Source organism: Comamonas sp. AG1104 (assembly GCF_003350425.1).
In the GTDB taxonomy this organism is placed as follows: Bacteria; Pseudomonadota; Gammaproteobacteria; order Burkholderiales; family Burkholderiaceae_C; genus Comamonas; species Comamonas testosteroni.
In genome coordinates, this window is the sequence record NZ_QQAS01000006.1 from 22,367 (window position 1) to 48,035 (window position 25,669).

The following is a 25,669-nucleotide window of genomic DNA, read 5'->3' on the forward strand; positions in this document are numbered from 1 at the left end:
CATGGGTTTTGTCGTCGATCTGATTCGGGAATACGGCTTCGGCATTGTCTTTCTCAATGTGCTGGTGGAGCAGCTGGGCGCCCCTATCCCGGCCTATCCGGTGCTGGTGGTGACCGGAGCGCTGGAGGGCGGCAGCCTGGCACGCCTGGGCTGGCTGACCGTGATTGCGGTGGCCGCAGCGCTGATAGCCGATGTGCTCTGGTACCACGCAGGCAGAGCCTATGGGCACCGGGTGCTGGGACGTATCTGCCGCATTTCGCTCTCGCCCGATGCCTGCATCCGTCAGACAGAGTCCGTCTATGGTCGCTGGGGAGCCAGGTCTTTGCTGGTGGCCAAGTTTGTGCCGGGCTTTGCCTCCATCGCCAGCGCGCTTGCAGGCGTGGTGGGCACGCCGCTGCGCACCTTTGTGCTGTTCGATGCGCTGGGGGCCCTGATCTGGGTGGGCTCGGCGGTGTTTCTGGGCTCGCTGTTCAGCTCCACGGTACAGGATCTGCTCGATGTGCTGACGGCCCTGGGCAAATGGGGGCTGTTGCTGCTGTGTGTCGCGTTCTCAGTTTTCGTGGCGCGCAAGTGGTGGCAGAGGCAGCGCGTGGTGCGTTCGCTGAAGATGCCGCGCATGTCGGTCGAGGAACTGGCGGGGCTCAACGCCCAGGGCATCACGCCGACGGTGATCGATGTGCGTGAACCCCTGCTCTTCGGTCAGAGTCATATTCCCGGTGCCAGCTCCTGGCTGGCGCATCAGGGCAAGGGCCGGGCGGCCTACGAGCACTTGCTGCCGCGTGAGCGGCATGAGCATGGCCTGGTCGTGTATTGCGACTGCCCCGACGAGATCTCCGCCGCGCGCGTGGCCAGGCAATTGCAGCGTGCGGGATTTCACAATGTCCGGCCATTGTCCGGTGGCCTGACGGCCTGGGAGGCGGCCGGCTTCGAGCTGGAAAAGCCCGAGGCCTGAGCAGGCCCCAAAGAAAAACGCCCTGACCATTCCTTGGGCAGGGCGTCGGGTGGGGTCGAAGCGCTTATTTGCCGGCAGGCATGGAGCAATGTCCGCCCTGTGCGGCCTGGCCGGAGCCGGCGGCGATCAGCGGCGCTTCAAAGCGCAGGTCGATGGCCGGCGATGTATGAAAGTCCCAGGCCAGAAAGATGAGCAGCAGAGCCCAGAATACGGTGCGCAAGGTGCTTGGTGAGGTCATGGTTGTTCCTTGCTCAGAAGCCGAAATGGCGGCGGATGCGCAGGCCGAAGATGGTGCCTGCAAATGCCAGTGGGACCCAGATCCAGCCGTGGATGGAGCCGGTGGAGATGCCCGAGAGCATGGCGCCCACATTGCAGCCGAAAGCCAGGCGCGAGCTGTAGCCGAGCACCAGTCCCGCCACCAGGGCCACGATCCATTGTGTGCCTGTCAGTGCCTTGGCTGCCGCGGGTTTGCCGGCGGCAATCCACAATGCACCGCCCAGAATCCCGATATTGGTGATGCTGGTCACGTCCAGCAGCACGGTCTCATGCAGGCGCGCCGCATTGCCGGGCTGGCTCCAGAACCAGTTGCTGGCCAGATCGACGGCGCCAGTGGCATTGGCGATCTTGGCGGCCCACAGACCAAAGCCGTAGACCACGCCCCAGGGCTGGCCCGCAATGATCAGGTTGAGCGTAGCCAGGATGGCCAGCAGCACGGCCCCCACCAGCCATTTACGCACCAGCAGCGGCTTGGCCGGGCGGTTCAGGGCGGCATTGGCCTTTTTCACATACAGGGCCACGCCTGCCGCGATCACGGCCAGCGCGACCAGCGTGGCGATCAGCGCTGGAGCCCAGCCCCATTGCGTGACCAGGCCCACGGGTGCCGTATTGCCCAGGTCCAGCCACCAGCCCAGGTGCAGGCTGCCCAGAAAGCTGCCGATCGCAAACAGGGGCAGTATGGCGGTGTTCATGGGGATGCCCATGCCCGCCTTATAGAGGGTGCCGCTGCCGCAGCCGTCGGCGATCTGCATGCACAGGCCGAAGACAAAGGCACCGACCAGCAGGCTGATGCTGGGTGGGCCGAGAGCTGCCGTCAGCTCCGGGAAATGGCCCAGCAAAGGCATGGCCAGTGCCGCCGCCAGCGCCAGCAGCAGCAACTGGCCAAAGATGCCGCTGCCGTCCTTTTCCTCGACCAGCATGCGCCAGCCCGTGGTGAAGCCAAAGCGCTTGCCGGCCAGCACAGCGCCCAGGCCTATGCCCACGGCAAACAGCGCCGCCTGACGCACAGAGACCGACCACAGCAGCCAGCCAAAGAAAACGGCCAGCAAGACCGTTATGGGAAGTCGTTTCATGTGTTTTTATGGAATTGATGGGTAAGGACTGCGACGCACTTTCCGCAAAGGGGATGCACCCAGATCAGAGGCAACGAGCAAAGGCCGCCCTGCAGCGAAGTTGTCGTCCCCTTGGGGGCGCCCGGCTAGGGGAAGGCGCGAAGCGACTCAGGGGAGTCATTTAAAAGTTTTTTCCCACCATTTTTGGGCGTCATAGGCCAACGACTGGGCGCGGCCCGGCTGGTTGGCCATGCGCGGCGCGTCCTTGGACTGCGTCCAGTCCACCATGGAGCCCGCATACAGCTTCACATTGGGCAGACCTGCCATTTCGGAGAGGCCGAACCAGTCGGTGGCCGCCCAGTGACCGGTGTTGCAGAAGGCCACCATGTCCTGGCCTTGCGGGCGTTGGACCTTGGCAGCGATTTCCCTGGCCTTGGCTGCATCCACGAACCGTGACGTACCGGGCACAAACCACTGGTTGAAATCCAGTTGCTGGGCGCCGGGCAAGGTGCCCGAGAGCTTGGCGGCGGGTGCGCGGGTCTTGCCCAGATAGAAGGCGTCGGGGCGCGAGTCCACCAGGGCCGCATTGGAGAGGTCGATATGCTTGCCCACGTCCTGCTGGGTGGCCAGCCAGTTGACGTCAAAAGTCGGGGTGTAGCTGCTGGGCGCAATCTGCACCTGGGTCTTGTCCAGGGGCTTGCCTGCGCTTTCCCAGGCCTTCATGCCGCCGTTGACGATGGACAGCTCCTTGAGGCCCAGGCTTTTGAGCGTCCAGTACACACGCGCTGCGGCACCGAAGTCCGTGGCATCGGCACCGCTGGAGATCACGATGGCATGCGTGGCTGGCGTCAGGCCCAGGGACTGGACCAGCGCCACCAGCTTGGCCTGGTCGGGCAGCTCGCCAGGATTGGTGGCCGGGCCGCGCCATTTGCCGTAGGGGGCATTGGCAGCCTGTGCGATATGGCCGGCCTCGAAGGCTTTGGGGTCGCGGATATCGATGAGGCGGACATCGGCCTGCTGCAGCAGTGGCTGCAGCTGTTCGGGGTTGAGCAGGGGCTGGGCCGCGAGCGCCCAACTGGTGGCGCCCAGGCTCAAGCCCAGACCCAGTGCATAGCTTGTCAGAGAGTGTTTCATGGCAGGAGTCGGCAAAGCCGATTCGTCAGGGGCATGGCTATGCCCAGGGCCTCTATTGTCCGGCCTTGCCGCGACAGGGCCAACCAAGAAAAACTTGTCTGCTTATTGCCTGGGGTCATGAGCCTGCGAACAAACAGAGCGGTTTCTGATAGATGTAGTGAAAGTGGCTGAGTCGGTTTGTGAGTAAGCGATTGCAGCTATCAATATTGAAAAATCATGCGCTTTGCCCGGACGGAAACAGCTCCTGCACTGCCCGCCGGATACCGCCATAGCCCGTACAGCGGCAAAGGTTTCCGCACATCTGGGCCTCGGCCTCGGCGGCCGTGGGGCGGGGCTGCTGCTGGTGCAGCCAGCTCATGCTCATGACCATGCCGGAGGTGCAATAGCCGCATTGCACGCCGCCGCAGCGCGCCAGCGCGTCGCGCACAGGTTCGCTGGCGCTGTCCTGTGCCACGGACTCGATGGTACGCACGGTCTGGCCCTGGATCTGATAGGCCATCAGCAGGCATGCGTTCACGGGCTCCGCATTGAGCCAGACCATGCAGGCGCCGCAGCGTCCCACTTCGCAGCCGGGTTTGGCCCCGGTGAGGTGCCAGTGCTCGCGCAGCAAGGTCAGCAGCCGGGTATCGGGGCTGCAGCTGGCGCTGACCGGCTGGCCGTTCAGATTCAGCTGCAGCACAAAAATAGAGGCCTCCTTTGCACTGGCTGCGGCTGGCTTGCCGCCGGGCTCCGGGATGTGGGTCGTTGTCATGGTGTGGAGGACTCCGCGCCCGCTTCCAGCAGCGCGATCACGCGCTCCGGGGTCATGGGCAGTTGCGTGATGGGGTGCTGCAGTGCGGCAGCCAGGGCATTGGCCACTGCGGGCAGGGCCAGGTTGACGCTGATCTCGCCGGCTCCGCGCGGGCCTATGGGATCGCCCTCGGGAAGGTTCTCGATCGTCAGCACCTGCATTTCAGGGGCATCGGCCAGCGTAGGGATCAGATAGCCGTCGAGATTGCGTGCCTGGTAGTGACCGTCCAGGCAAGTCAGCTCCTCCTGCGTGCCCATGGCCAGGCCCATGAGGGCGCCGCCTTCCATCTGGCCCAGATAGCCCTGGGCCGATGCCACGGGGCCCAGCGCCGTGCACATCACCAGTCGCTGCACCTGGACCATGCCGCTCCAGGTGTCGACGCGTACCTGGGCAATGGCGGCGCAGGCTCCGAAGACGAAGTGGGTGTCATGCGCGTTACCCTCCGGGTCCTCGGCACGCAGGTCTATGGAGATACAGGGCGCTTGTTCGCCCAATGCCCTTGCCAGATCGGCGTAGCTCAGGCGCAGGCCCGCAGCGCTTTCCAGGCCCCATGCGCCGCAGCGCAGAGGGATATCGGGCAGCAGTCTTGCAGCTGCCAGGAGCAAGGCTTGCTGCCAGGGCCGGGCCGCCTCGTGCAAGGCGCGCCATACCAGCGTGGTGGCGCGCGAGGCGGCCACCGGGCCCGAGTCGGGCGTCAGCCGGGTATCGCCCAGCACCGGCCGGATCGCGTCGGCGGCGCAGCCCAGATGCCGCGAGCCCAGGCTCTGTATGGTTCCGACCAGGTTCTGTCCCAGCTCGGTAAAGCCGCAGCGCAGCTCGATCGCACCATCGGCGGACAGGGCCAGCTCCATACGGCAGTCACTGGGGCCACCCTTGCCAAATCCATCGCTGCGATGGATCAGCGTGAGGCCCACGCCGTGCAGATGGCGGCCGTCCGCGCTGGCCCAGCGATGCGGCCCGCGCCACAGCGCTTGCTGGCGGGCGACATCGAGTGCGCGCTGGGGGCCGTCAAACGGCACGACATGCTGGCCGAGCGGGCCGGGTGCTTCGGGAGCGGCGAGATTGAGGGCGCGAAACGCGTCAGCTGTCATGCCGACCAGCGCAGCCAGTCTGTCCATCTGCTGCTCAAGTGCAAATTGCACCTGCACGGCGCCGAAGCCGCGAAACGCACCGGCGATGCCGTTGTTCGTATAGGCAAGCCTGGCGCTGAGGTCCAGTGCCTGATACCGGTAGGGGCCGGGGGCATGCTCGAGCGCGGCATCCAGCACCTCGGGGCCATGCGTGGCATAGGCCCCGGTGTCTGCCACTATCTGCACCTGGTGGTAGGTAAGCCGCCCCTGTGCATCGCAGCCGGTCTGCATGTCGATCTGCATGGGATGTCGCTTGACACCCAGATCCACGGACTGCGGACGTGTCAGGTGCAAGCGCACGGGGCGTTGCGCCCTCCAGGCCAGCAGGGCCGCGATGGGTTGAATGGTCAGCTCGTCCTTGCCGCCGTAGGAGCCGCCCACGGGCGTCCCTACGGCATGAACCTTGTCGTGCGGCAGGCCCAGCATGTCGGCGATGACTTGCTTTTCCCGCGCGGGGTTGTGGCCGCCGAAAAACAGGCGCAGGCCGCCCGCGCCATCGGGCTCGGCCACACCGCCTTCGGTCTCTAGAAAGGCATGCATCTGGCGTGGCGTGACATAGCTGTCCTGCACCCGGTGCACTGTGCTTGCCCGGGCCGCAGACATATCGCCCTGGCGGTGGCTGGCGGCATGCAGCAGATTGCCGCCCTGGTGGACCGGCTGGTCGGAGGCTGCCGTTCCGTCAAGGGCGGCGACCGGGTCGCAGACCGGGGGCAGGGGTTCGTATTCGACGCGGATCAGCGCCAGAGCCTGCCGCGCCGTCTCCATGTCCACGGCCGCAACGGCGGCGACCGGGTCGCCCACATGGCGCACCTTGTCGATGCAGAGCACGGGACGGTCCACATTGCGCAAGCCATAGTGCTTGATGCCGGGGATGTCGGCATGGGTGACCACGGCATGGACGCCTGGCAGGTCCTGGGCGGCACTGGTATCGATGTGCAGAATGCGTGCATGGGGATGAGGGCTGCCGAGAATCGCGCCGCGCAGCTGACCCGGCTGAATGCGGTCACTCAGAAAGCCCGGGTTGCCGCCGAGCTTGGCCCAGGCATCGGGCCGGACCGGCAAAGCCTCCTGGCCCAGCTCGCGGATGTGATGAGGAGTGAGAAATTCCATGGCGTTCAGGCCAGCAGCCCGCAATGTCCGGCAATCAGGCGGCTGGCAATCCGGGCCAGATCGGGAGGCAGGCTTTGCTCGCAGGTGGTACGTATATCGTCGAGGGAGGGGCGGATCTGCAGCTCCTGCGCATAGCTCAGCAGCTTTTCCGTGGCTTGCAGGCGGTGCACGCCTATGCCCGGGGCCGCCGCTGCAATGCGGTCCAGGTTCAGGCGCTTTTGTGCATCGCTCCAGCGCAAGGCCATGCGCAGGCGTGCGGGGGAGAATGCCGCGCGATAGCCGACCTTCTCGAACACCAGTGGCCGGGGCTCCGTCACATCGCTGCGCGGCAGCAGGAACGACAGCATCAGCGGCCGGTCCATGAGCTTGAGCGTCTGCGCCAGCGACTGCAGGTTGCCGTCCGTCAACTCGACCTGCGCATCCATGGCCAGCAATACCGGGCAGCAGTCGCCTTCGCCCCAGCCTATATTGCCGCCCAGGGTTCCCAGGCGGCGTATTCCCATGGCCCCTAGCTGAGCCAGGGCCTGGACGAGCACGGGCGCGTGCTGCTGCACCCAGGGGTGACGGCGGACGGCCTCCAGCCGCATGCCTGCACCGATGTGCAGATATTGCGGGCCGAGGCTGATCTGCTGCATCTCGGGCCAGTGCATCACATTGATGAAATGCGTGGCCGATGGCGCCAGACGAGGCTCTGCCCATGACTGCTGCAGCAGCGTGCCCCCGGCGATGAAGCAGGCGGCATTGCCGAGCTTGCGGGCCAGGGCCTGCGCGGCCTGGGGTGACGAGGGATGGGTGAGCAGCATGGCAGCCTCCTGCTGGCGTGGTCCTCAGCGCTGCGTCCAGAAGGCTTGCTGCTGGGCGGCGATCTCGGCCTCCATCTCGGGCACGGGGCCGATCAGCTCCACGGCCTTCTGGCAATGGTCGAAGACATAGCGCGACGAGACGCTCATGGTCGGGTTCTCGCCATGGCTGCCCGTGCATTCCAGCAGGCGGTGCTCGGTCATGCCGAACACGATGCGACCGATATTGGCCCAGTAGGCCGTACCGGCGCACATGCAGCAGGGCTCTACATTGGTGTAGAGCGTGCAGCCCCACAGAAACTCGGCCGTGTAATTGGTGGCCGCCATGCGCGCCAGGGTCGATTCCGCGTGGTTGACGGTGTCGATATTGCACTGCTCCATGAGCACGGTCTCCTGGTCGGGGCCCACCAGCACGGCGCCGAAGGGGTGGTGGCCCATTTGCGTGGCGCGCTGGGCCACGGTCTGCGCGCGACGCAGATTGCGCTGGATTTGTTCCGCAGAGGGCGTCAGGCCCTGAGGGGGGAAGTTTTGGTCTGTCATGGTGGCGGTCCTTGTGTTGATCAGGCTGGAGTGCTCTGGCTCCAGGGAAAGAGGCGCTTGTGCAACTGCTGCACGCCACCATAGAGCAGCAGGCTGCACAGCACCAGCAGTGCCAGTGCGGCAAAGGCCACGGGTACCTTGAAGGAGGAGGTGGCAAACAGAATCAGATAGCCCAGGCCTTTTTCCGCAGCCACGAACTCGGCGACCACGGCGCCCACAATGGCCAGCGTGATGGAGACCTTGAGGGCCGAAAACACATAGGGCACGGCAAACGGCATGCGAATCTGCCAGTACTGGCGGCTGGTGGTGGCGCGCAGCGAGCGCGACAGCTCCACCAGCTCTGCGGGCACCGAGGCCAGGCCCAGGGCCGTGGAAACCACCAGCGGGAAAAAGGCAATCAGCGTGGTGATGACCACGCGGGGCAGCAGGCCTGCACCCAGAGTGACGACGATGATGGGTGCGACGGCCACGATGGGGGTGGACTGGATCACCACCAGCCAGGGCATGATGATTTTCGAGAGCAGCTGCGATCGCGTGATGGCGATGGCCAGAGGAATGGCCAGTGCGATCGCCAGCGCATAGCCTATGAGCGCGACCTGCAGGGTGGCCGTGACATGCTCCAGCCAGCGCTGCAGCCCCATCTCGGCAGCAGAGCGCCAGATCAGGCTGGGAGCGGGAAAAATGTACTCCGGGATATGCGCCAGGCGGCAGGCGCACTCCCAGAACAGCAGGACGGCGAGGAATACCAGCAGCGAAGCATGGCGTTGTAGGAGGGCAGACATAGGGGGCTCTTGGGGCTGCGGGAAGATCTTCAGGCGTGTGCGGGGTGTTTGCTGAAGACCTTGAGACGAATCTCGTTGGCCATTTCGGTGAACACGGGATCGGCCAGAGTGGCCATGCTGCGCGGTCGTGCCAGCGGCACGTCGATGATGTCGGCCACACGGCCCGGGCGGGCGCTCATGACCACGATGCGGTCGGATAGCAGCAAGGCCTCCTGGATGGAGTGGGTCACAAAGACCACGGTCTTGGGGCGCTCGTTCCAGATGCGCAGCAGCTCCAGGCTCATTTCGTCGCGTGTGAGTGCGTCCAGCGCCGAAAAGGGCTCGTCCATCAGCAGGATGTCCGGGTCATGCAGCAAGGAGCGTGCAATCGCGACGCGCTGCTGCATGCCGCCCGAGAGTTCGTGGGGCCGCTTGTGGCCGAAGTCCCTGAGACCGATCATCTCCAGCAGCTGCTGGGCGCGGGCCTCCTCCTTCATTTCCACATGGCCGTATTTGTGGCGCATGGGGAAGGTGATGTTGTCCAGCACCGAGAGCCAGGGCAGCAGCGTGGGCTTCTGGAAAACCATGCCGATCTCGTCGCGTGGTTCGGTCACGGGCAGATCGAAGATGCGTACCTCGCCGCTGCTGGGGCGGATCAGGCCCGCAATCAGGCGCAATATGGTGGACTTGCCGCAGCCCGATGGGCCGATCAGGGAGACGAATTCGTGGCGGCGCAGATGCAGGTCCACGCCTTGCAGGGCCGTGACAGGGCTGCCATCGCTGGAGACAAAGGTCTGGGTGACCGCGTTCAGATCGATTACGTATTGCATGGCAGGCGATCAAGGAAAGAACAAGGGCGTGAGGGCGGCGCTGCGCCGCCCTCGCATGGGATTTACTGGCTCAGAAAGCGGCGATCCACCAGCATTTCCGGGTCGACCTTCTTGAGGTCGTAACTCATGGACTGGGCCACCCAGCCCCAGGTGGCAGCCAGCAGCCGGGGCTCGAATTTGCCAAGGCCGTCGCGCTGGCTGATCTCGTTCCTGAGCAGCGGGATGGAGGCTTCAAATTCGGCCTTGACCACGGCAGTGTCGGCTTCGGGCACCTGGGCCTTCAGCGACTCGGCCGCCTTTTGCGGGTTCTGGATGGAGAACTCCAGCGACTTGCCCAGTGCCCGCACGTAGCGCTTGAGCACTTCGGGACGTTCTTTGATGGTCTTGTCGCTGGCCATGACGGACCAGCCATAGCCGTCCAGACCGAACTGCGTCCAGTGCAGGACCGATAGTTCCTGGCTGGCCTGTTTGAGCACGGCGCCGAAGGCTGGAGCCACGGTCACCCAGTTGATGGTCGCGTCCACGCGGCCCTGGGCCAGCATGGGAGCCAGCGTGGCCGGGTCCGACTTGATGACCTTGATCTTGCTGGCGTCCACGCCGTTCTTCTGCAGCACGATGGGCCACAGGGCATTCGATGAGGAGAAGGTGGGCATGGCCACCGTCTTGCCTTCCATGTCCTTGAGGTTCCTGATCTTGCTGTCGGCGCGCGTGAACAGTGCATCGGGCTGTTTGGAATACAGCGACATCACGGCCTTGACGGGAATCCTGCCTTCGGCTGCGGCCATCATCAGCGCCGAGATGCCGCCAAAACCCACATCGGCGGAGCCAGAGGCCACCTTGGTCACGGCATCGGCCGAGCCCCGGCCGGGAACGATCTTCACGTCCAGGCCTTCGTCCTTGAAAAAGCCCTGCTGCACGCCGGCATAGACAAAGGACTTGTCGCCGCCGGGCAGCCAGTCGAGCTGTACCGTGAGCTTGTCGGCTGCCTGGGCCACTGCGCCACAGGCGACGAGCATGGCGAAAAGGGCGGAGCGTTTGAAGTAGGTCGTGGGGCGCGTCATGAATAACTCCTGAAGAATGCGAGTTTTTGGGTAATTACTTGCTATACATTGATGAGCGGCATGCGCAAGCTCATAAACGGCTTCGATTGAATTTCATCTAGAACTGGCAGCAAGGCATCGCTCAGGGCCTCGGGGCAGGCCAGTTGGGGCACATGGCCGCAATCGAGGCTGATGCGTCTGGCGCCCGGCGTGAGCTGCTGCATGCGCTGCTGTAGCGGCAGCGTCACGGAGCGGTCCTGACGACATTCCACATAGATACGTGGCACCCGGCCAAAACACTCGGCGCTGAGCCGGTTCACCATGGATCGGCCCGCTTCGGGCTGGACGCAGAGACGGCTGGCCGCCTTGAGTGCAGCGGTCGGAGGGCAGTCATGCAGGAACAAGGCCATGGCGGCTTCCAGCGGCACGCTGCTGGCATTGCGCTGCTCGTTCCAGGCCAGATGCGGGCCTATGCCCTGGTAGTCAAAGCCCGGATCGGCAGCGCGGCATTGCGCGATCACATCGCCATAGCTCATGCCGCTGGGCAGCATCATTCCGGCCAGATAGACCAGGGCGCTGACTCGCTCGGGGGCGGCCTGGGCGACCTGAGACGCCGTCATGCCGCCACCGCTGTGACCGACCACCACGGCAGGGCCGTCCAGCGACTCCAGCACGCGCAGCACATGGGCGGTGTAGCCGTCGAGATTGGCGCAGCTGTCGTCTTCGGCGGCGGCATCGTTGCCCGGCAGATTGACGGCAAGCACCTTCCAGCCTCTGGCCTGCAGCAGCGGCGTCCAGGCCGCAAAAGCCCAGCTGCCTTGCCAGGCCCCGTGGATCAGCACCATATTGCGTGAGCTTGTCATCGTGGCCTCCGTCAACCGTAGGTGCGGCGATAGCATTCGATCTGGTGCTGCTCCACCGTGACGGCCGGGTATCTGGGCTGCTCGCCCTCGTCCAGGCAGGTGGGAATGCATTCCACCTTGTGCAGCGGGTTGCCCGTGAAGAAAAAGGGCACGGAATAGCGTTCGCGACCCGAGACATTGATGACCCGGTGCAAGGTGGAGACATAGCGGTCATTGGTCCAGCGCGCGAACAGATCGCCGATGTTGACGACGAAGGCGCCGGGCACGGGGGGCGCGTCGATCCAGCTGCCGAGGTCCTTGTCCCAGACCTGCAGGCCGCCTGCCTCGTCCTGCAGCAGCAAGGTCACGCCGCCGAAGTCCGTGTGCTCGCCGCAGCCTTTCTCGCCGGGTTCAGGGTTGGCGGGCTGGGGTGGGTAATGCAGCAGGCGCAGGGTCGCGGCGGCCTCCTTGAGATAGCCGTCGAAGTGGCTGACCGGCACGCCCAGGGACAAGGCCAGGCCGCGCACAATGGTCGCGCCCAGGCTGTAGGCGGCCTGGTAATAGTTCTGCATCACGGCGCGGAAGTCGGGCAGGGTTTCGGGCCACTGGTTGGGGCCGGTATTGAAGCGGCCGGCCAGCACGCGCGCATCGTTGGCCGCGACCTCGGCACCGGCGTAAAAGCTTTCCTTGAGATCGGGCGGTGCGCCGCTCTCCAGCGTCTGGGCGCGCAGCGGCTCATAGCCGCGATTGCAGCGGGAGAGCTTTTTGTCCACGGCCAGCTTTTCGGTCATGGGCAGGTCAAAGAAGCGCTGGCTGGCGGCAAACAGGCTGCTGATCAGCGCCGGGTCTATGCCATGGCCGGTGATATAGAAGAAGCCGCGCTGCTCGCAAGCCTGGCGCAGCTGCTCGGCCACCAGGTGCTGATCCACAGGGTCATGGCTGCGCAGGCCGCTGATGTCGATGAGGGGGAGGGCAGAGGTGCTCACAAATGGCGTCCAGAAACTGAAGAACTGGAGTCAGTTTAGAAAGCGCAGTCCGTGCTGGATAGCGCAGCTTTTGCTGCGGGGTGATCTAAAAATGTGAGCGCCAATCGCTTATGGGTAAAGCGCTGCACGGCATTGGTGCATTCTCGAGAAGCGATGCGCACAATGCCGGTGCAGGCATAGGCAAGGGCGAGCTCAGCTCCTGGCGGAAGCCGTCGCAGCGGCGGTCTGCGTGCGCGCCACCCATTCACGCAGGGCGGCACTTTCCTCGTCCTCGCGGCTTTCTATGGCATCGGCCGCGATGCGGTTGAAGGCGTCGAGTGCTGATGGCAGCGTGCGTCCTGCACGCACATAGACGCCGAGTTCGGAGTACAGCGTGGTGGGGGTATCCAGCGGTACATGGACCAGCCGGCCTTCGCGCAGCTCGCGCTCCAGCCCCAGGCGGCTCTGGAAGAAAATGCCCACGCCGCGTTCGGCAAGACTCTTGGCCAGTTCGATGGACGAGGTTTCCAGCAATACCTGCAATGCACGCTTGTGGTGCGCCAGCAAGGGTTGCAGCAAGTCGTGCATGGAGAGTTCGGGCGTGGGCAGAATCAGAGGAAAGGTTGCGCATTGCGCAAAGTCCACGCGCTCCAGCTGGGCAATCGGGTGCTTGGGCGGCACGATGGCCCCCAGCGCAAAGCGGCCCATGGTGCATTGGCGCAGATTGTCGTGGCGCTTGACCGAGAAGCCTATGCCCACGTCCGCATCGCCCTGAATCACGGCCTGTGCTGCCTGCTGGGAGCCGCAGGTGCGCACATGAATCTGAATCGTGGGATAGCGTCTGTGCATCTGCGTGAGCACGGCCGGCATCAGGTCGGCGTTCAGACCTTCCACGGCGGCCACGCTGACCGAGCCGCGACGCACGCCGCGCAGCAGCTCTAGTTCGGTGCTGAGGCGGTGCTCGTCCTGCAGCACCGTGATCACATGGCGCGAAAACACTTCGCCAGCGGCCGTGAGCCGCAGGCCCGAGCTCAGGCGCTCGAACAGCGGGCTGCCGATTTCGTCCTCAAGCTGCAGCAACTGGCGGTTGACTGCCGACGAAGCCACATGCAGATGTCGTGCGGCCTCGCGTATGGAGCCGCAACGGCGAATCATGTCGAAATAGCGAATGGAGCGGGCGTGAATATGCATGCTGCCGGAGGCAGCATATGCCGTGCCAGTTCGCTGGGTGGCCGCGACCGCTTACTGGGGCGCGCCCGCCGCCTTGGCACGCTGGGCACGGGCCTTGAGCTCGGCATCCTCCTCGCGCCCGGTGGGCCAGCCTTGCATATGCTGCTGGGCAATATTGCTGAGCGCGGTGATCCAGGGTGCGCTGTCGTTGAGGCAGTCTATGTACTCGAACTGCTGGCCGCCTGCATGCATAAAGGCTTCGCGTGCCTCCTGCTTGATTTCCTCCAGCGTCTCCAGGCAATCGCTGGTAAAGCCGGGGCAGACCACGTCGACGCGCCGGGTACCAGCCTGGGCCATGGCAATCAGCGAGGGCTCGGTATAGGGCTCCAGCCATTTGGCCTTGCCAAAGCGCGATTGGAAGGTCACCAGATACTGGTCGCTGGCGAGCTTGAGCCGCTCGGCCAGCAGGCGTGCCGTCTTGTGCGATTCGCAGTGATAGGGGTCGCCCAGATGCAGGGTGCGTTCTGGCACGCCATGAAAGCTCATGACCAGCTTTTCCCCGCGGCCGTGGCCGCGCCAGTGCGCTTCTATGCGCTGCGCCAGTGCTTCGATGTAGCCGGCATCGTCGTGGTAGCGGTTGACAAAACGCAGCTCGGGAATATGGCGCTGGGTTCTGGCCCAGTCGTAGACGGCGTCAAACACGCTGGCCGTGGTCGTGCCCGAGTACTGGGGGTACAGCGGCAGGATCAGGATGCGCGTCGCGCCGTCTTTCTTGAGTGCATCCAGCTGGGCCGCAATGGACGGCGTGCCGTAGCGCATGGCCGGCAGCACCAGCACATTGTGGCCGCGCTCGCCCAGCCAGCCGCGCAGCAAGGTGGCTTGGCGCGTGGTCCAGTGCAGCAGCGGGGAGCCGTCCTTTTCATGCCAGACAGTGGCGTACTTGGCGGCCGACTTGGCCGGACGGGTGCGCAGGATGATGCCGTGCAGGATCGGCCACCAGGCGAGCTTGGGAATCTCGACCACGCGATCGTCACCAAGAAATTCCGCCAGATAAGGGCGCACTGCGGCGGCCGTGGGGGCGGCCGGCGTGCCCAGGTTGCATAGCAGGATGCCGGTGCGTGCGGATTGATCGTGACGGAAGCGGGGTTCGGGCGCAAAGCGTGATGGCATGGCTCAATTGTGTCAGCTAATCGGATAGGCGCAGCCGCTCTGCGGCATTAGCCGGGCCGCTATTCTTCGGGGCATGCAATCCCAAGACACCACAGCCCCTGCCATTGAAACCCTTCAGCGCCTGCGCCACAGCGGCCAGATTCGCGCCATCAGTCTGGATCTGGACGACACGCTCTGGCCCATCTGGCCCACGATTGCCAAGGCAGAGGCCGTTTTGCTGCAGTGGCTCGCGCAGCATGCTCCCGGTACGGCCGAACACCTGGGAGATACGGACAAGGTGCGCGCCTTGCGCCACGAAATCGTGGCACTGCGCCCGGATCTGAAAGCAGACCTCAGCGGCCTGCGCCGGGAGTCCATCCGGCTGGCGCTGACCCGGGCCGGCGACGATCCTGCCCTGGCCGAACCGGCCTTTGACGAGTTCTTTGCCGCTCGCCAGCGGGTCGAGCTGTTTGACGATGCCTTGCCGGCGCTGCAGTTTCTCTCGCAGCGTTGGCCGGTGGTGGCCCTGTCCAATGGCAACGCGAATGTGCATGTGGTGGGTATCGGCGAGCATTTTCGCGCCTCGCTGTCTGCCAGCGGAGCCGGCATGGCCAAGCCCGAGACGTGTTTTTTTCAGGCCGCAGCGGATGCGGCCGGCGTGGCCCCCGAGCATGTACTGCACATCGGCGACGATGCGGAGCTGGATGCCCGGGGCGCCATGGATGCGGGTATGCACGCAGTCTGGCTCAACCGCGGACAGGTAGCATGGCCTTGCGTGGGTCCTGAACCCCACGTCACAGTCGCCAGCCTTTGGCAGTTGTGTCAGGGGCTGGCAGATCGTTGACCGGAACGAGCGGGAGCTTTGCGGGTCAGCGAAGAAGGACCGCCTATGCCTACCTGTCTGTCTGCCTGCCTTCTCACGCCGCCACCGCTGGCACCTGTGCAAACCATTGCCTGGAGCCGGCCTCTGGTGTGGCTGTCCAGAGCCTTGCAGGACATTTCTAACGCTCCGTTAATCAGTCTGGCGCATGGTCTGGCCTTGATCCTGATCGGTGCAGCAATCCTGACCCTGGGGCACAATCGCTTCTGGTTGATGGCAGGAGCCTTGTCGGGTTTTCTGGTGGTGGGGCCGCTGGTTGCCACCAGCCTCTATGCCATCAGCCGGGCACTAGAGCGCGGTGAGGTGGCAGACTGGGGTCTGATTCGCCGCACCTGGACGCAGTGGCAGAGCTGCCATGCCACGGGCCCGGGAGGGTACTGGTGCATGGTCCGGTTCGGCGCCTTGCTGGCGCTGGCCGCCACGGGCTGGGTGCTGATTTCCGCGTCGCTGATCACCGTGATGTCGCCCGTGCGCGTGCAGACCCTGCAGGATTTCATTGCGCATGTGGTGCTGGCCAGGGATGGCCAGCTGTTTGTGCAATGGATGGCTTTGGGCAGCTTTCTGGCTGCTCCGATTTTTGCGTCCAGCGTGGTGGCCATGCCGCTGATGCTGGACAGGCGAGTGACCGTGCGCCAGGCCGTGTTGACCAGTTGGTCCGTGGTGCTGGCCAACCCGGGCCCTATGGCCTTGTGGGCGGCGCTGATTGTGATGTTGACTTTGCTGGGCCTTGGCAGCTATTTGCTGGGGCTGGTGGTTGTGATGCCCCTGCTGGGCCATGCCAGCTGGCACGCCTATCGTGACCTGGTGGATGCCTCTGCATTCCCCGCCAGGGATGACGCGATGGTGCCTGCCGTCTGAGCGCTGCGCGACCAGGGCCTGGCAAGGGCTGTAAGGACCTGGTTGTCGTGATATTCGGTTATACGGAAGAACAGCTTGCCCACTTTTTCCTGACCTGGGGCGTGGGCGCCTTCATCTTGTTCATGGTGTTCATCATCCTGCAGTTGGCGCGTCAGTCCAAGGCAGGCAAGTTCGGCACCTTTGTGATTTGCCTGGGTTTGGGCGTGGGCTTTGTTGGCTATATCGCCAAAATCATCATCCAGTGGTGGATAGAGAGCCACTGAACCCTGCCCCGCGGCCAGGCCCAAAGGCCCGAGCAGATCTTCCCTCCTGCGACGAGAAAGAGGGAAGGCCTTTGGCGCCTCGGGCGCTCAACCCGGTTTCACCTGCGCGCGCTTGAGCACTTTTTGCCAGCGGTTCTGCTCGATGCTGATGAATTGGGCAAACTGCTCTGGCGTACTGCCAATGGGTTCGGCGGCGTCGCCCTGCAGGCGCTTGAGCGCATCGGGTGCCTTGACGGCCTTGGCGCATTCTGCGGCCAGCTTGTCCACATGGGCGCGAGGCAGGCTGGAAGGGGCCAGCATTCCGTACCACTGAGTCATCTCGAAGCCTGGAAAGCCCTGCTCGGCCACCGTAGGCACATCAGGCAGTTGTGGCAGGCGCTTGGTCGAGCCGGTTGCGATGCAGCGCACCTTGCCGGCCTTGATGAAGGGCAGCAGCGCGGCGGCTCCGACAGAGGCCGCATCAAGACGACCCGATAGCAGGTCGGTCATCATGGGGCCGGTGCCGCGGTAGGGCACGTGGAGCATGAAGATGTCGGCCGTCATCTTCAGATATTCGAATGCCAGATGCCCTGCGCTGCCGTTGCCGGCCGAGCCATAGCTGAGCTTGCCGGGGTTCTTCTTGGCATAGGCCACCAGATCGGCAATGTTCTTGACGGGCAGATCGGGGTGCACCACATAGAGGCTGGGCACCTTGGCCAGCAGGCTCACGGGCACAAAGTCCTTTTTCGGGTCCCAGGGCAGCTTGTCAAAAATATAGGGGTTGACGGCCAGGGTGCCGATATGGCCGAGGATGACCGTGCTCTGGTCATCGGCGCGAGCCACCTCCTGCATGGCGATATTGCCCGCGGCGCCGGGCTTGTTGTCCACGAATACGTTCTGGCCGATGGTCTTGGACAGCTCGGCTGCGGTGGAGCGGGCCACGATTTCAGAGCTGCCGCCAGGAGCAAATGGCACGACAAAGCGAATCGGACGGCTGGGCCAGCTGTCATCGGCAGCGCGAGCTATACCGGGCAGCAGGCTGCTGCAGGCCAGGGCTCCGGCGCCGGTCAGCAGATGGCGGCGCGAGATGCTCAGAATATCGCGAGTGGACTTGTCGAACGTGGATGCCATGTTGTCTCCGTTGCTTTTGGCTTTATGCGGCTGAGAGATTGCCTCTCAAGCCATGGTCGCAACTGTGGCTGTCAAATCGCTGTCAAATTTGGTGCAGCAGGACTATCCAGGCATCAGGATTGTCCTCATAGGGTTTGCTCCAGAGCTGCTCAGTCCAGGTCTATGCGGACCAGTTCGTCGGCTGCCGTAATCCCGCAACGCACCGCACCTTCCAGCGTCGCCGGGTAGGGCCCGCTCACATAGTCGCCGCAAGCCCAGAGGCCATGGCCCAGCTCCATGCCCGGGCGCTTCACGCCGGGTCTGCAGGCAAATGTGGCGCGCTTTTCAACCACGGTCAACGCAGCTTGAATGTCCTGCCAGCCCAACTGTTGCCGAGCTTGTTCCAGCACCAGCTGCTCCAGGGTTTCGCGGTTTGTGCGGCAGTCGCTGACGACAAAAGCCATCAGGCCTTGCTGGGTGCCATCTGATGGCTGCAGGTGCCCGCGGTCAAACACAAACTGGGCCGGAGCCTGGGCGTCGGGCCGCAGTGCCAGCCAGGGCAGCGCGGGCGCGAGGCGGTGGCTGCTGCGTGCATATACCGTGGCAATGGCCGTGTGCTCAAGCGCCTGCGCGCTCTGTGCCCAGTGCTGGTAATGCACGCCGTTGCGTGCGGGAAGTCGCTGGTCTTCGGCAGCCAGCAGCGCAAGGCGGGCTGCTTCCTGAGGTGGGCAGGCCAGCAGCACGGCATCAAAGCGCGATTGCTCCAACTCTGCAGCAATGGCGGGGTTGGTGCTGCGCAGCAGCCATTGCCGGCCCTGGGGGCTTAGCTCTTGAATGCGGCTGGCCGTATGCACGGCATGCCCTCGGCCTTCTAGCCATTGCGCAGCCGGGACGGGAAAAAGATCGCCCAGGCCGCAGCGCGGCACCAGAAAGTGCGAGCCGCCCGCACCCGCGAACAGCGCGTCATGCAGCACGCGCAAGAAGATGCTGCCGCTGGCCTGTGCGGCAGGCAGATTGAGGGCCGACACGCAAAGCGGCTCGATGAATTCGTCGAGCAGGCGCTTTGGTAGACCGCTGCAGATATCGGCAACGGTTGCAGCATCTGCGCAGCGAAAGTCCTGGACACGCCAGCGCAGGGCGCGGCCCAGCAGGGCGGCACGTTCGCGCAGCGACCAGCCGCTGGCGCTGGCAATTCCGACCAGGGCGTCGAGAGGCGCGGGCAGCTCGGGAAAGCTCAGGCCGCTGCCATCGGCATGGCGCATGGCCAGGGGCCTGCGCAGCAGGGCGTGTTCCGGCGCTACGCCCACGACGCGCATGAGCCGCAGGCATTCGGCATAGGCACCAATCAGGATATGCTGGCCGTTGTCGGCGAAGGTGCCGCCCGGTAGTTCCAGATTGCGGGCCCGGCCACCCAGCTGGCGGCCGGCTTCGAAAACCGTGGGCTGATGGCCGCCTAGCGAGAGCTGTACTGCGGCAGCCATACCGGCCCAGCCGCCACCGATGATGGCAACTTGCATGGCGCGCTTACATGCGGCCCAGTGCCTGCATCTTCCAGACCAGCCAGAACTTGCGCAGCGGCGTGAGGCTGATGCGCTGGTGCAGCACCTGGAAGTTCTCGGACTCGATTTCGCGCAGCAGGGTGCGATAGATGCTCGCCATCATCAGGCCGGGCTTTTGTGCGTGGCGATCGGCGTCGGGCAGCAGGTCCAGTGCCTTGTCATACAGGTTGTGGGCACGCTCGGCCTGAAAGCGCATCAGGGCCGTGAAGCGTTCCGAGTACTCACGCTTGTTGATCTCGTGGGCCTTGACGTCGAACTGCTGCAGCTCGCTGATGGGCAGGTAGATACGGCCGCGCATGGCGTCTTCGCCCACGTCGCGGATGATATTGGTCAGCTGCAGGGCCTGGCCCAGCGTGTGGGCGTATTCGGTGGTGCGCTCGTCGGTCTGGCCGAAGATGCGGGCAGCGACTTCGCCGACCACGCCGGCGACCAGATGGCAGTAGCGCTGCAGACCGGTAAAGTCCAGATAGCGGGTCTGATCCAGATCCATCTGGCAGCCTTCGATGACGGCCTGCAGATGGCGCTCTTCGATGCCATAGGTCTTGGCGTGGGGCATCAGTGCCTGCATCACGGGATGAGCGGACTGGCTGGTGAAAGCCTTGTGCACCTCGGTCTTCCACCAGGCCAGCTTGGTGGCTGCCACGCCGGGGTCAGTGACCTCGTCGACCACGTCATCCACTTCGCGGCAGAAGGCATAGAAAGCCGTGATGGCGGCGCGGCGCTCCTTGGGCAAGAAGAGAAAGGCGTAATAGAAGCTGCTGCCCGAAGAGGCGGCTTTGTCTTGGACGTACTGATCCGGATTCATAGGGGGAGCATTGTCCCATGACGCGGGTCGTTGGCCGACACAACAGTGAAATGCGTGGCATGCACCTTGTTGGACTTCAAATTCAATAGCGAGCTGCGCATATACAGAAAGGGTTCAGGGCTATCTGCTTTGCTTACATGCGTAGGGCTCGCCAGAGCATGGCGGCCATATCGAGCTTGCCCAGCTTGATGCGCTGATAGAGGTTGCGCCCCTGCATGGCGTCCAGTCTGTCCAGAATGCGCAGACCGCCTTGCACGACCAGGCGCAGTTCCCAGCCCGTGCGGCCGGGTAGCTGATGCACCAGAGGCGCCCCATGGATCATCAGGCTGCGGGCCTGGTGGTTGAGCTCGCCGAGCAGTGAGCGCAGCTCGGGTGTCAATGCCGCCGCGTCCGGCCGGATCGCGCTTCGTGCAATGCCGTGGCGGGCCAGATCGGCATCCGGCAGGTAATGGCGCTGGCGCGGCAAGTCCTGGCTCAGGTCCTGCCAGAAGTTGATGAGCTGCAGGGCGGTGCAGATGGCGTCGCTCTGAATCAGCGCCCTGGCGTTGACCACGCCATACAGATGCAGCAGCAGGCGGCCGACAGGGTTGGCTGAGCGGCAGCAGTAATCCAGCAACTGGGCCATGTCGGTATAGCGGGTCTGGGCGGCCGTCATGCGCACATCCTGCTCGAAGGCGCTGAGCAGGTCGGCCAGCAATGGCTTGGGCAGGCCATGGGCCTGGACCTGGACTGCCAGCGGGCCAAAGATATGGGGCCAGGAAGTTCGCATCAGCATGGCAGCTTCGCCGGCGCTACCTAGCTGCTGCAGATCGGCGCCATATTGCTGCAGCTGTGCCAGGCGCTGCTCGGCGCAGTGCTGGCCCTCGTCGGCCAGGTCGTCGGCGGTGCGCGCAAAGTGGTAGATAGCAGCGATGGGCGCACGCAGCCGTGGCGGGCACAGCCAGGAGGCGACAGGGAAATTTTCGTAATGGGTGATGCTGGCCGGCGCGTTGGCGGCGGGGTTCGCTGGGGGCATATGGTTCACGCCCGTATTGTGGACCGGGTGGACTTGCCGGCTTGCGCCAGCCCATAAAAAGACGGCGCAAAAGCGCACGTGCGTGCACAATCAGCGCTGACTTTGGTGCAGCGGCCTGCCCGGCGGCTGCGCTTTTCCTATTTTTACAAGCCCAGAACACCATGGCTGTTTCGTCTTCTCGTCGTTTTGCAATGTTGTCTTTGCCGCGCCGGCCTGCCGTGCCCCTGGCGGCGCTGTCCATAGTGGCGGCGGCTGTCATGTTGTCGGCCTGTTCCAAAAAGGAGGCTGCGCCCGAGCCGGTGCGTGCCGTCAAGCTGGTGACCGTGGGTGAGGGGCAGATCGAATCTGCTCAGGAATATTCAGGCGATGTGCGAGCCCGTGTGGAGTCTCGCCTCGGCTTTCGCGTGGCGGGCAAGATAACGAAGCGCGAGGTGGAACTGGGCCAGCATGTGAAGGCCGGACAGGTGCTGGCGCGCCTGGATGCGCGTGACTATCAGCTCAGTGCCGATGCCGCGCGCGCCCAGTTGGCCTCGGCCACCACGCAGCGCGATCTGGCCGAGGCCAATGCCAAGCGTTTTCGCACGCTGCGAGCCCAGAACTTCATCAGCGCCGCTGAGATGGAACGCTACGAGGCCAATCTGAAGGCGGCACAGGCCTCGCTCGACCAGGCGCGGGCTCAGCTCTCCAGTCAGTCCAATCAGGAGAACTACACCCAGTTGCTGGCCGATGCCGATGGCGTCGTCACCGCCGTGGAGGCCGAGCCCGGTCAGGTGGTTGCGGCCGGAACGCCCGTGGTGCGGATTGCTCAGGATGGCGCGCGCGATGCGGTGTTCAGCGTGCCGGAGGACCGGCGTAGCACCATCAAGCCGGGGCAGGGCGTCAAGGTCAGGCCCTGGTCGGATGAGTCGCGCGTGATCAACGCCCTGGTGCGTGAGGTGGCGGCCAGCGCCGATCCGGCCACACGCACTTATGTGGTCAAGGCCGCTCTGCAGGGAGCGGACCTGCCCGCATTGGGAGCCACCGTGCATGTCATGCCAGAGGGCATGGGCGTGAGCCGCGAAGCCATAGGCAGCCAGGTCATCAAGTTGCCAACCACGGCCTTGCGCCAGGAGGGCGGTAACGGTCAGGGTACGGCCGTCTGGCTGTACGACGCGGCCAGCAGCTCGGTGAAGCTGCAGCGGGTGCAGATTGCCAGCGCTGACGGCAACGAGGCGGTGATTGCCTCGGGTCTGCAACCCGGAATGCAGGTGGTGGTCACAGGCGCCCATGTGCTGACCCCGGGCCAGAAGGTGACGGTATATCGCGACAAATACGCCAAGCCGCCACAAAACTCTGTATCAAATCAGCCCCAAACGCAGGTGGATAAATCGCAGAATGATCCTGAATCTGGAGCGTCTCAGCCTGCAGTCGCTGCGGAGGCTGGCAAATGAGCGGCACTGGACACAAAAAGACCAGTGGTGCGCATTTCAATCTTTCCCGCTGGGCGCTCGATCATGTGGCGCTGACACGCTATTTCATCGTCGTGCTGATGCTGCTGGGCTTTGCGGCCTTTTTCCAGCTGGGGCAGGACGAGGATCCTCCGTTCACCTTCCGGGCCATGGTCATTCGTACCTACTGGCCCGGCGCGACGGCCGAGCAGGTGGCTCAGCAGGTGACGGACAAGATCGAGCGCACGCTGCAGGAGGTGCCTTATGCCGACAAGATCAGCAGCTATTCCAAGCCCGGCGAGTCGCAGGTCATCTTCCAGGTCAAGGACTACTCTCCCCCCAAGGAGGTGCCGCAGCTCTGGTATACGGTGCGCAAGAAAGTGGGGGATATGCGCTACACCCTGCCGCAGGGCGTGCAGGGGCCGTTCTTCAATGACGACTTTGGCGATGTCTATGGCGTGATCTATGCGTTGCAGGCCAAGGGCTTCAGCTACGCGGAACTCAAGACCCTGGCCGACGATGTGCGCCAGCAACTGCTGCAGGTGCCCGATGTTGCCAAGGTCGAGCAGTTCGGCGTGCAGGATGAAAAGGTCTATGTGGAGCTGTCGCACAAAGCCACGCAGATGGGGTTGAATCTCAAGCAGGTACTCGATCAGCTCAACCAGCAAAATGCCGTGGCATCGGCCGGTACCTTGCAGACGCCTGCCGAAACCATTGTGTTGCGTGTGCAGGGCCAATTCAACGACCTGGAGCAATTGCGTGCCATGCCCATCATCGGCCAGGGCGGGGCGCAGTTCAGGTTGGGCGATATCGCCGAAGTGCATCGCGGCTATGCCGACCCGGCCAATGTCATGGTGCGTTTTCAGGGCGAGCCCACGGTGGCGCTGGGAGTGTCCATGGTCAAGGGCGGAGACATCATTGCCCTGGGCAAGGCGCTGACACAGGCCACGGAACGCATCGCCAAAAGCCTGCCCGTCGGGGTGACGCTGAGCAATATGCAGAACCAGCCCAAGGCGGTGGCGGATTCGGTCAGCGAGTTTCTCCAGGTGCTGATCGAGGCTGTGGTCGTGGTGTTGGCCGTGAGCTTTCTGAGCTTGGGCCTGCACAAGCGCCCGGGGCAGCATCCGCTGTGGAAGCGCTGGTATATCGACCCGCGTCCCGGGCTGGTGGTGGGCATCACCATTCCGCTGGTGCTCGCCGCGACTTTCCTGGCCATGTGGTACTGGAATATCGGTCTGCACAAGGTGTCACTGGGCTCGCTCATCATTGCGCTGGGCCTGTTGGTGGACGACGCCATCATTGCCGTGGAGATGATGGTGCGCAAGATGGAGGAAGGCTACGACAAGTACCGTGCCGCCACCTTTGCCTATGAAATCACCTCCAAGCCCATGCTGACCGGCACGCTGATCACGGCAGCGGGCTTCCTGCCCATCGGCATGGCCAAATCCATGACGGGCGAATACACCTTCGCCATCTTCGCGGTGACGGTGATTGCGCTGGTGCTCAGCTGGTTTGCCTCCGTGTACTTCGTGCCCTATCTGGGCCTGCTGCTGCTCAAGAAGCCGCCGCATGCGGCCAAGCTGCCGCCCGAGGTAGCGTCCGGAGAGGTGTCGGCCGAAGAGGCGGGAATCAACACCGATGCGGGCGAGCATGAGCTGTTTGACACGCCGTTCTACAACCGCTTCCGCCGCACGGTGAACTGGTGCGTGCAGCATCGCTGGCTGACGATAGGTGCGACGGTTCTGGTGTTCGTGCTGGGCCTGGCCGGCATGGGCAAGGTGCAGCAGCAGTTCTTCCCCGATTCCAGCCGCCCCGAAGTGCTGGTCGATATATGGTTCCCCGAGGGCACTTCCCTGCAGGCCAACAAGGAAGTGACGCTGCGTGTGGAAAAGCGCTTCTTGCAGCTTGATGGTGTGGAGTCCGTCAGCGAGTGGATAGGTTCCGGAGCGCCGCGCTTCTATCTGCCGCTGGACCAGGTTTTCCCGCAGAACAACGTCTCCCAGTTCATTCTGGTGACCAAGGACCTGAAGGCGCGCGAGGAAATCCGCAAGCAGCTGCCAGCGCTGATGGCCGAGGAATTCCCCGAGGTGCGGGCGCGTTCCAAGCTGTTGCCCAATGGGCCGCCCGTGCAGTATCCGGTGCAGTTCCGTGTGATGGGCTCGGACCCCGCCAAGCTGCGCACCTACGCCGATGAAGTCAAGGCGCTCATGCAGGCCAATGCCGATATGCGCGGCGTGAATGACAACTGGAACGAGTCCGTCAAGGTCATACGGCTGCAGGTTGACCAGGACAAGGCGCGTGCCCTGGGTGTGACCAGTCAGTCGATCGCCGAAGCTACGGGCATGAATTTCAGCGGTACCACTGTGGGACAGTTCCGTGAAGGCGACAAGCTGATCGATATCGTGATGCGCCCGCCCAAGCAGGACCGCGATGCCATTACCGATATCGCGACTGTCTATGTCACCACGGCAAACGGCCAGTCGATCCCGCTCACGCAGATTGCCAAGCCCGTAATGGTCTGGGAGCCGGGCGTGATGTGGCGCGAGAAGCGCAACTTCGCGATTACCGTTCAAGGCGATGTGCGTGAGGGCCTGCAGGGCGCCACGCTGACCAACGAGCTGTTGCCGCAACTGCGCAAGATGGAAGCCGGCTGGCATGCAGCTGGTGACACAGGCTATCGCATCGAGGTGGCCGGTGCCGTGGAAGAAAGCTCCAAGGGCTCCGGCGCCATCGTGGCGGGTATCCCGGTGCTGCTGTTTCTGACCTTCACATTGCTCATGCTGCAACTGCGCAGCGTCAGCCGATCGCTGCTGGTGTTTATCACCGGCCCCTTGGGCATACCCGGTGTGGCGGCAGCCTTGTTGCTGCTGAATCGCCCTTTCGGCTTTGTGGCGCTGCTGGGGGTCGTGGCCTTGATGGGCATGATTCAGCGCAATTCGGTGATTCTGATCGACCAGATCGAAAGCGGGCGTGCCCGTGGCGTACCGGCTTGGGATGCGATTGTGGAGGCTGCCGTGCATAGGCTGCGTCCCATCGTGCTGACGGCGGCAGCAGCCGTGCTGGCCATGATTCCGCTGTCGCGCAGCGTGTTCTGGGGGCCTATGGCCGTGGCCATCATGGGAGGCCTGATCGTGGCGACCGTGCTGACTCTGCTGGCCTTGCCCGCCATGTATGCGGCGGCGTTCCGCATCAGAAAGGACACTACCTGAGGCTGGATTGTGCGAAAGACTGC

General features: G+C 64.1%; 24 protein-coding genes. 6 read left to right on the forward strand and 18 right to left on the reverse strand.

Going from position 1 to position 25,669, the window contains the following annotated elements; translation table 11 throughout:
* Position 1 precedes the first annotated feature (1 nt).
* Positions 2–952 carry a VTT domain-containing protein gene (locus DFO48_RS17605; RefSeq protein ID WP_003078478.1) on the forward strand — a complete coding sequence of 317 codons (951 nt, stop codon included), beginning with the start codon at positions 2–4 and terminating at the stop codon, positions 950–952.
* 64 nt (positions 953–1,016) lie between these two features.
* Here DFO48_RS17605 and DFO48_RS25490 read toward each other — a convergent pair whose 3' ends face one another.
* The 14 genes from DFO48_RS25490 to hemH form a co-directional block, all read right to left on the reverse strand.
* A complete protein-coding gene (locus DFO48_RS25490) occupies positions 1,017–1,190 on the reverse strand; it encodes a hypothetical protein (RefSeq protein ID WP_003078476.1) in 174 nt (57 codons plus the stop codon).
* 13 nt (positions 1,191–1,203) lie between these two features.
* The gene (locus tag DFO48_RS17610; protein WP_034349504.1) at positions 1,204–2,301 is read right to left on the reverse strand and encodes a YeeE/YedE thiosulfate transporter family protein; all 1,098 of its coding nucleotides are present in this window, start codon (positions 2,299–2,301) and stop codon (positions 1,204–1,206) included.
* Between the two features lie 156 nt (positions 2,302–2,457).
* Complete coding sequence (locus DFO48_RS17615; RefSeq protein ID WP_114864279.1) at positions 2,458–3,414, reverse strand: sulfurtransferase; 957 nt, start codon at positions 3,412–3,414, stop codon at positions 2,458–2,460.
* Between the two features lie 214 nt (positions 3,415–3,628).
* Entirely contained in the window at positions 3,629–4,165 is a 537-nt protein-coding gene (locus DFO48_RS17620; protein ID WP_003078470.1) for a (2Fe-2S)-binding protein, read from the reverse strand.
* Positions 4,162–6,444 (reverse strand): xanthine dehydrogenase family protein molybdopterin-binding subunit, encoded by a 2,283-nt coding sequence (locus DFO48_RS17625; protein ID WP_114864470.1) that lies wholly within the window; start codon positions 6,442–6,444, stop codon positions 4,162–4,164. The genes DFO48_RS17620 and DFO48_RS17625 overlap by 4 nt, the downstream gene beginning before the upstream one ends.
* A gap of 5 nt (positions 6,445–6,449) precedes the next feature.
* On the reverse strand, positions 6,450–7,247 hold the full coding sequence (locus tag DFO48_RS17630) for a xanthine dehydrogenase family protein subunit M (RefSeq protein ID WP_003078467.1): 798 nt from the start codon (positions 7,245–7,247) through the stop codon (positions 6,450–6,452).
* Positions 7,248–7,271: 24 nt separating this feature from the next.
* Positions 7,272–7,784, reverse strand: coding sequence for a nucleoside deaminase (locus DFO48_RS17635; protein ID WP_114864280.1), 513 nt, complete (start codon positions 7,782–7,784; stop codon positions 7,272–7,274).
* A 20-nt stretch (positions 7,785–7,804) separates the two neighbouring features.
* Positions 7,805–8,566 (reverse strand): ABC transporter permease, encoded by a 762-nt coding sequence (locus DFO48_RS17640; RefSeq protein ID WP_003078464.1) that lies wholly within the window; start codon positions 8,564–8,566, stop codon positions 7,805–7,807.
* A gap of 29 nt (positions 8,567–8,595) precedes the next feature.
* The gene (locus DFO48_RS17645; protein ID WP_114864281.1) at positions 8,596–9,375 is read right to left on the reverse strand and encodes an ABC transporter ATP-binding protein; all 780 of its coding nucleotides are present in this window, start codon (positions 9,373–9,375) and stop codon (positions 8,596–8,598) included.
* Positions 9,376–9,437: 62 nt separating this feature from the next.
* Positions 9,438–10,436: an ABC transporter substrate-binding protein gene (locus tag DFO48_RS17650; protein WP_114864282.1), complete on the reverse strand. Its 999-nt coding sequence runs from the start codon at positions 10,434–10,436 to the stop codon at positions 9,438–9,440.
* A 41-nt stretch (positions 10,437–10,477) separates the two neighbouring features.
* The gene (locus DFO48_RS17655) at positions 10,478–11,278 is read right to left on the reverse strand and encodes an alpha/beta fold hydrolase (RefSeq protein ID WP_114864471.1); all 801 of its coding nucleotides are present in this window, start codon (positions 11,276–11,278) and stop codon (positions 10,478–10,480) included.
* An 11-nt stretch (positions 11,279–11,289) separates the two neighbouring features.
* Positions 11,290–12,243 (reverse strand): isopenicillin N synthase family oxygenase, encoded by a 954-nt coding sequence (locus tag DFO48_RS17660; RefSeq protein WP_003078460.1) that lies wholly within the window; start codon positions 12,241–12,243, stop codon positions 11,290–11,292.
* Positions 12,244–12,435: 192 nt separating this feature from the next.
* Positions 12,436–13,413 carry a LysR family transcriptional regulator gene (locus tag DFO48_RS17665; RefSeq protein ID WP_003078459.1) on the reverse strand — a complete coding sequence of 326 codons (978 nt, stop codon included), beginning with the start codon at positions 13,411–13,413 and terminating at the stop codon, positions 12,436–12,438.
* A gap of 51 nt (positions 13,414–13,464) precedes the next feature.
* Complete coding sequence (gene hemH, locus DFO48_RS17670; RefSeq protein WP_114864283.1) at positions 13,465–14,562, reverse strand: ferrochelatase; 1,098 nt, start codon at positions 14,560–14,562, stop codon at positions 13,465–13,467.
* A gap of 73 nt (positions 14,563–14,635) precedes the next feature.
* Here hemH and DFO48_RS17675 point away from each other — a divergent pair, with 73 nt between their 5' ends.
* From DFO48_RS17675 to DFO48_RS17685, 3 genes are read left to right on the forward strand one after another with little or no spacing between them, the layout of a single operon-like run.
* Positions 14,636–15,385 (forward strand): HAD family hydrolase, encoded by a 750-nt coding sequence (locus DFO48_RS17675; protein ID WP_114864284.1) that lies wholly within the window; start codon positions 14,636–14,638, stop codon positions 15,383–15,385.
* 45 nt (positions 15,386–15,430) lie between these two features.
* On the forward strand, positions 15,431–16,279 hold the full coding sequence (locus tag DFO48_RS17680; protein WP_114864285.1) for a DUF2189 domain-containing protein: 849 nt from the start codon (positions 15,431–15,433) through the stop codon (positions 16,277–16,279).
* Positions 16,280–16,326: 47 nt separating this feature from the next.
* A complete protein-coding gene (locus DFO48_RS17685) occupies positions 16,327–16,542 on the forward strand; it encodes a DUF2788 domain-containing protein (RefSeq protein ID WP_114864286.1) in 216 nt (71 codons plus the stop codon).
* A gap of 87 nt (positions 16,543–16,629) precedes the next feature.
* On the opposite strand, the gene DFO48_RS17690 is transcribed toward DFO48_RS17685, so the two are convergent.
* From DFO48_RS17690 to hpnC, 4 genes are all read right to left on the reverse strand, one after another.
* Complete coding sequence (locus tag DFO48_RS17690) at positions 16,630–17,652, reverse strand: tripartite tricarboxylate transporter substrate binding protein (RefSeq protein WP_114864287.1); 1,023 nt, start codon at positions 17,650–17,652, stop codon at positions 16,630–16,632.
* 149 nt (positions 17,653–17,801) lie between these two features.
* On the reverse strand, positions 17,802–19,148 hold the full coding sequence (gene hpnE / locus DFO48_RS17695) for a hydroxysqualene dehydroxylase HpnE (protein WP_114864288.1): 1,347 nt from the start codon (positions 19,146–19,148) through the stop codon (positions 17,802–17,804).
* 7 nt (positions 19,149–19,155) lie between these two features.
* Positions 19,156–19,995: a presqualene diphosphate synthase HpnD gene (gene hpnD, locus DFO48_RS17700; RefSeq protein WP_114864289.1), complete on the reverse strand. Its 840-nt coding sequence runs from the start codon at positions 19,993–19,995 to the stop codon at positions 19,156–19,158.
* A 133-nt stretch (positions 19,996–20,128) separates the two neighbouring features.
* On the reverse strand, positions 20,129–21,010 hold the full coding sequence (gene hpnC / locus DFO48_RS17705) for a squalene synthase HpnC (protein WP_114864290.1): 882 nt from the start codon (positions 21,008–21,010) through the stop codon (positions 20,129–20,131).
* Between the two features lie 191 nt (positions 21,011–21,201).
* On the opposite strand from hpnC, the gene DFO48_RS17710 reads away from it, so the two are divergent.
* Both DFO48_RS17710 and DFO48_RS17715 read left to right on the forward strand, forming a co-directional pair.
* A complete protein-coding gene (locus DFO48_RS17710) occupies positions 21,202–22,440 on the forward strand; it encodes an efflux RND transporter periplasmic adaptor subunit (RefSeq protein ID WP_114864291.1) in 1,239 nt (412 codons plus the stop codon).
* Positions 22,437–25,646, forward strand: coding sequence for an efflux RND transporter permease subunit (locus DFO48_RS17715; protein WP_114864292.1), 3,210 nt, complete (start codon positions 22,437–22,439; stop codon positions 25,644–25,646). The genes DFO48_RS17710 and DFO48_RS17715 overlap by 4 nt, the downstream gene beginning before the upstream one ends.
* The last annotated feature ends 23 nt before the right edge of the window (positions 25,647–25,669 follow it).

What these genes read in the sequence shown, in the direction of transcription:
- DFO48_RS17715 (WP_114864292.1), top strand. Translation starts at nt 22,437, where the DNA reads ATGAGCGGCACTGGACACAAAAAGACCAGTGGTGCGCATTTCAATCTT.
- DFO48_RS17680 (WP_114864285.1), top strand. Translation starts at nt 15,431, where the DNA reads ATGCCTACCTGTCTGTCTGCCTGCCTTCTCACGCCGCCACCGCTGGCA.
- DFO48_RS17605 (WP_003078478.1), top strand. Translation starts at nt 2, where the DNA reads ATGGGTTTTGTCGTCGATCTGATTCGGGAATACGGCTTCGGCATTGTC.
- DFO48_RS17615 (WP_114864279.1), bottom strand. Translation starts at nt 3,414, where the DNA reads ATGAAACACTCTCTGACAAGCTATGCACTGGGTCTGGGCTTGAGCCTG.
- hpnC (WP_114864290.1), bottom strand. Translation starts at nt 21,010, where the DNA reads ATGCCCCCAGCGAACCCCGCCGCCAACGCGCCGGCCAGCATCACCCAT.
- DFO48_RS17640 (WP_003078464.1), bottom strand. Translation starts at nt 8,566, where the DNA reads ATGTCTGCCCTCCTACAACGCCATGCTTCGCTGCTGGTATTCCTCGCC.
- DFO48_RS17690 (WP_114864287.1), bottom strand. Translation starts at nt 17,652, where the DNA reads ATGGCATCCACGTTCGACAAGTCCACTCGCGATATTCTGAGCATCTCG.
- DFO48_RS17650 (WP_114864282.1), bottom strand. Translation starts at nt 10,436, where the DNA reads ATGACGCGCCCCACGACCTACTTCAAACGCTCCGCCCTTTTCGCCATG.
- hemH (WP_114864283.1), bottom strand. Translation starts at nt 14,562, where the DNA reads ATGCCATCACGCTTTGCGCCCGAACCCCGCTTCCGTCACGATCAATCC.
- DFO48_RS17635 (WP_114864280.1), bottom strand. Translation starts at nt 7,784, where the DNA reads ATGACAGACCAAAACTTCCCCCCTCAGGGCCTGACGCCCTCTGCGGAA.
- DFO48_RS17625 (WP_114864470.1), bottom strand. Translation starts at nt 6,444, where the DNA reads ATGGAATTTCTCACTCCTCATCACATCCGCGAGCTGGGCCAGGAGGCT.
- DFO48_RS17645 (WP_114864281.1), bottom strand. Translation starts at nt 9,375, where the DNA reads ATGCAATACGTAATCGATCTGAACGCGGTCACCCAGACCTTTGTCTCC.
- DFO48_RS17710 (WP_114864291.1), top strand. Translation starts at nt 21,202, where the DNA reads ATGTTGTCTTTGCCGCGCCGGCCTGCCGTGCCCCTGGCGGCGCTGTCC.
- DFO48_RS17610 (WP_034349504.1), bottom strand. Translation starts at nt 2,301, where the DNA reads ATGAAACGACTTCCCATAACGGTCTTGCTGGCCGTTTTCTTTGGCTGG.
- DFO48_RS17675 (WP_114864284.1), top strand. Translation starts at nt 14,636, where the DNA reads ATGCAATCCCAAGACACCACAGCCCCTGCCATTGAAACCCTTCAGCGC.
- hpnD (WP_114864289.1), bottom strand. Translation starts at nt 19,995, where the DNA reads ATGAATCCGGATCAGTACGTCCAAGACAAAGCCGCCTCTTCGGGCAGC.
- DFO48_RS25490 (WP_003078476.1), bottom strand. Translation starts at nt 1,190, where the DNA reads ATGACCTCACCAAGCACCTTGCGCACCGTATTCTGGGCTCTGCTGCTC.
- DFO48_RS17655 (WP_114864471.1), bottom strand. Translation starts at nt 11,278, where the DNA reads ATGACAAGCTCACGCAATATGGTGCTGATCCACGGGGCCTGGCAAGGC.
- DFO48_RS17630 (WP_003078467.1), bottom strand. Translation starts at nt 7,247, where the DNA reads ATGCTGCTCACCCATCCCTCGTCACCCCAGGCCGCGCAGGCCCTGGCC.
- hpnE (WP_114864288.1), bottom strand. Translation starts at nt 19,148, where the DNA reads ATGCAAGTTGCCATCATCGGTGGCGGCTGGGCCGGTATGGCTGCCGCA.
- DFO48_RS17665 (WP_003078459.1), bottom strand. Translation starts at nt 13,413, where the DNA reads ATGCATATTCACGCCCGCTCCATTCGCTATTTCGACATGATTCGCCGT.
- DFO48_RS17620 (WP_003078470.1), bottom strand. Translation starts at nt 4,165, where the DNA reads ATGACAACGACCCACATCCCGGAGCCCGGCGGCAAGCCAGCCGCAGCC.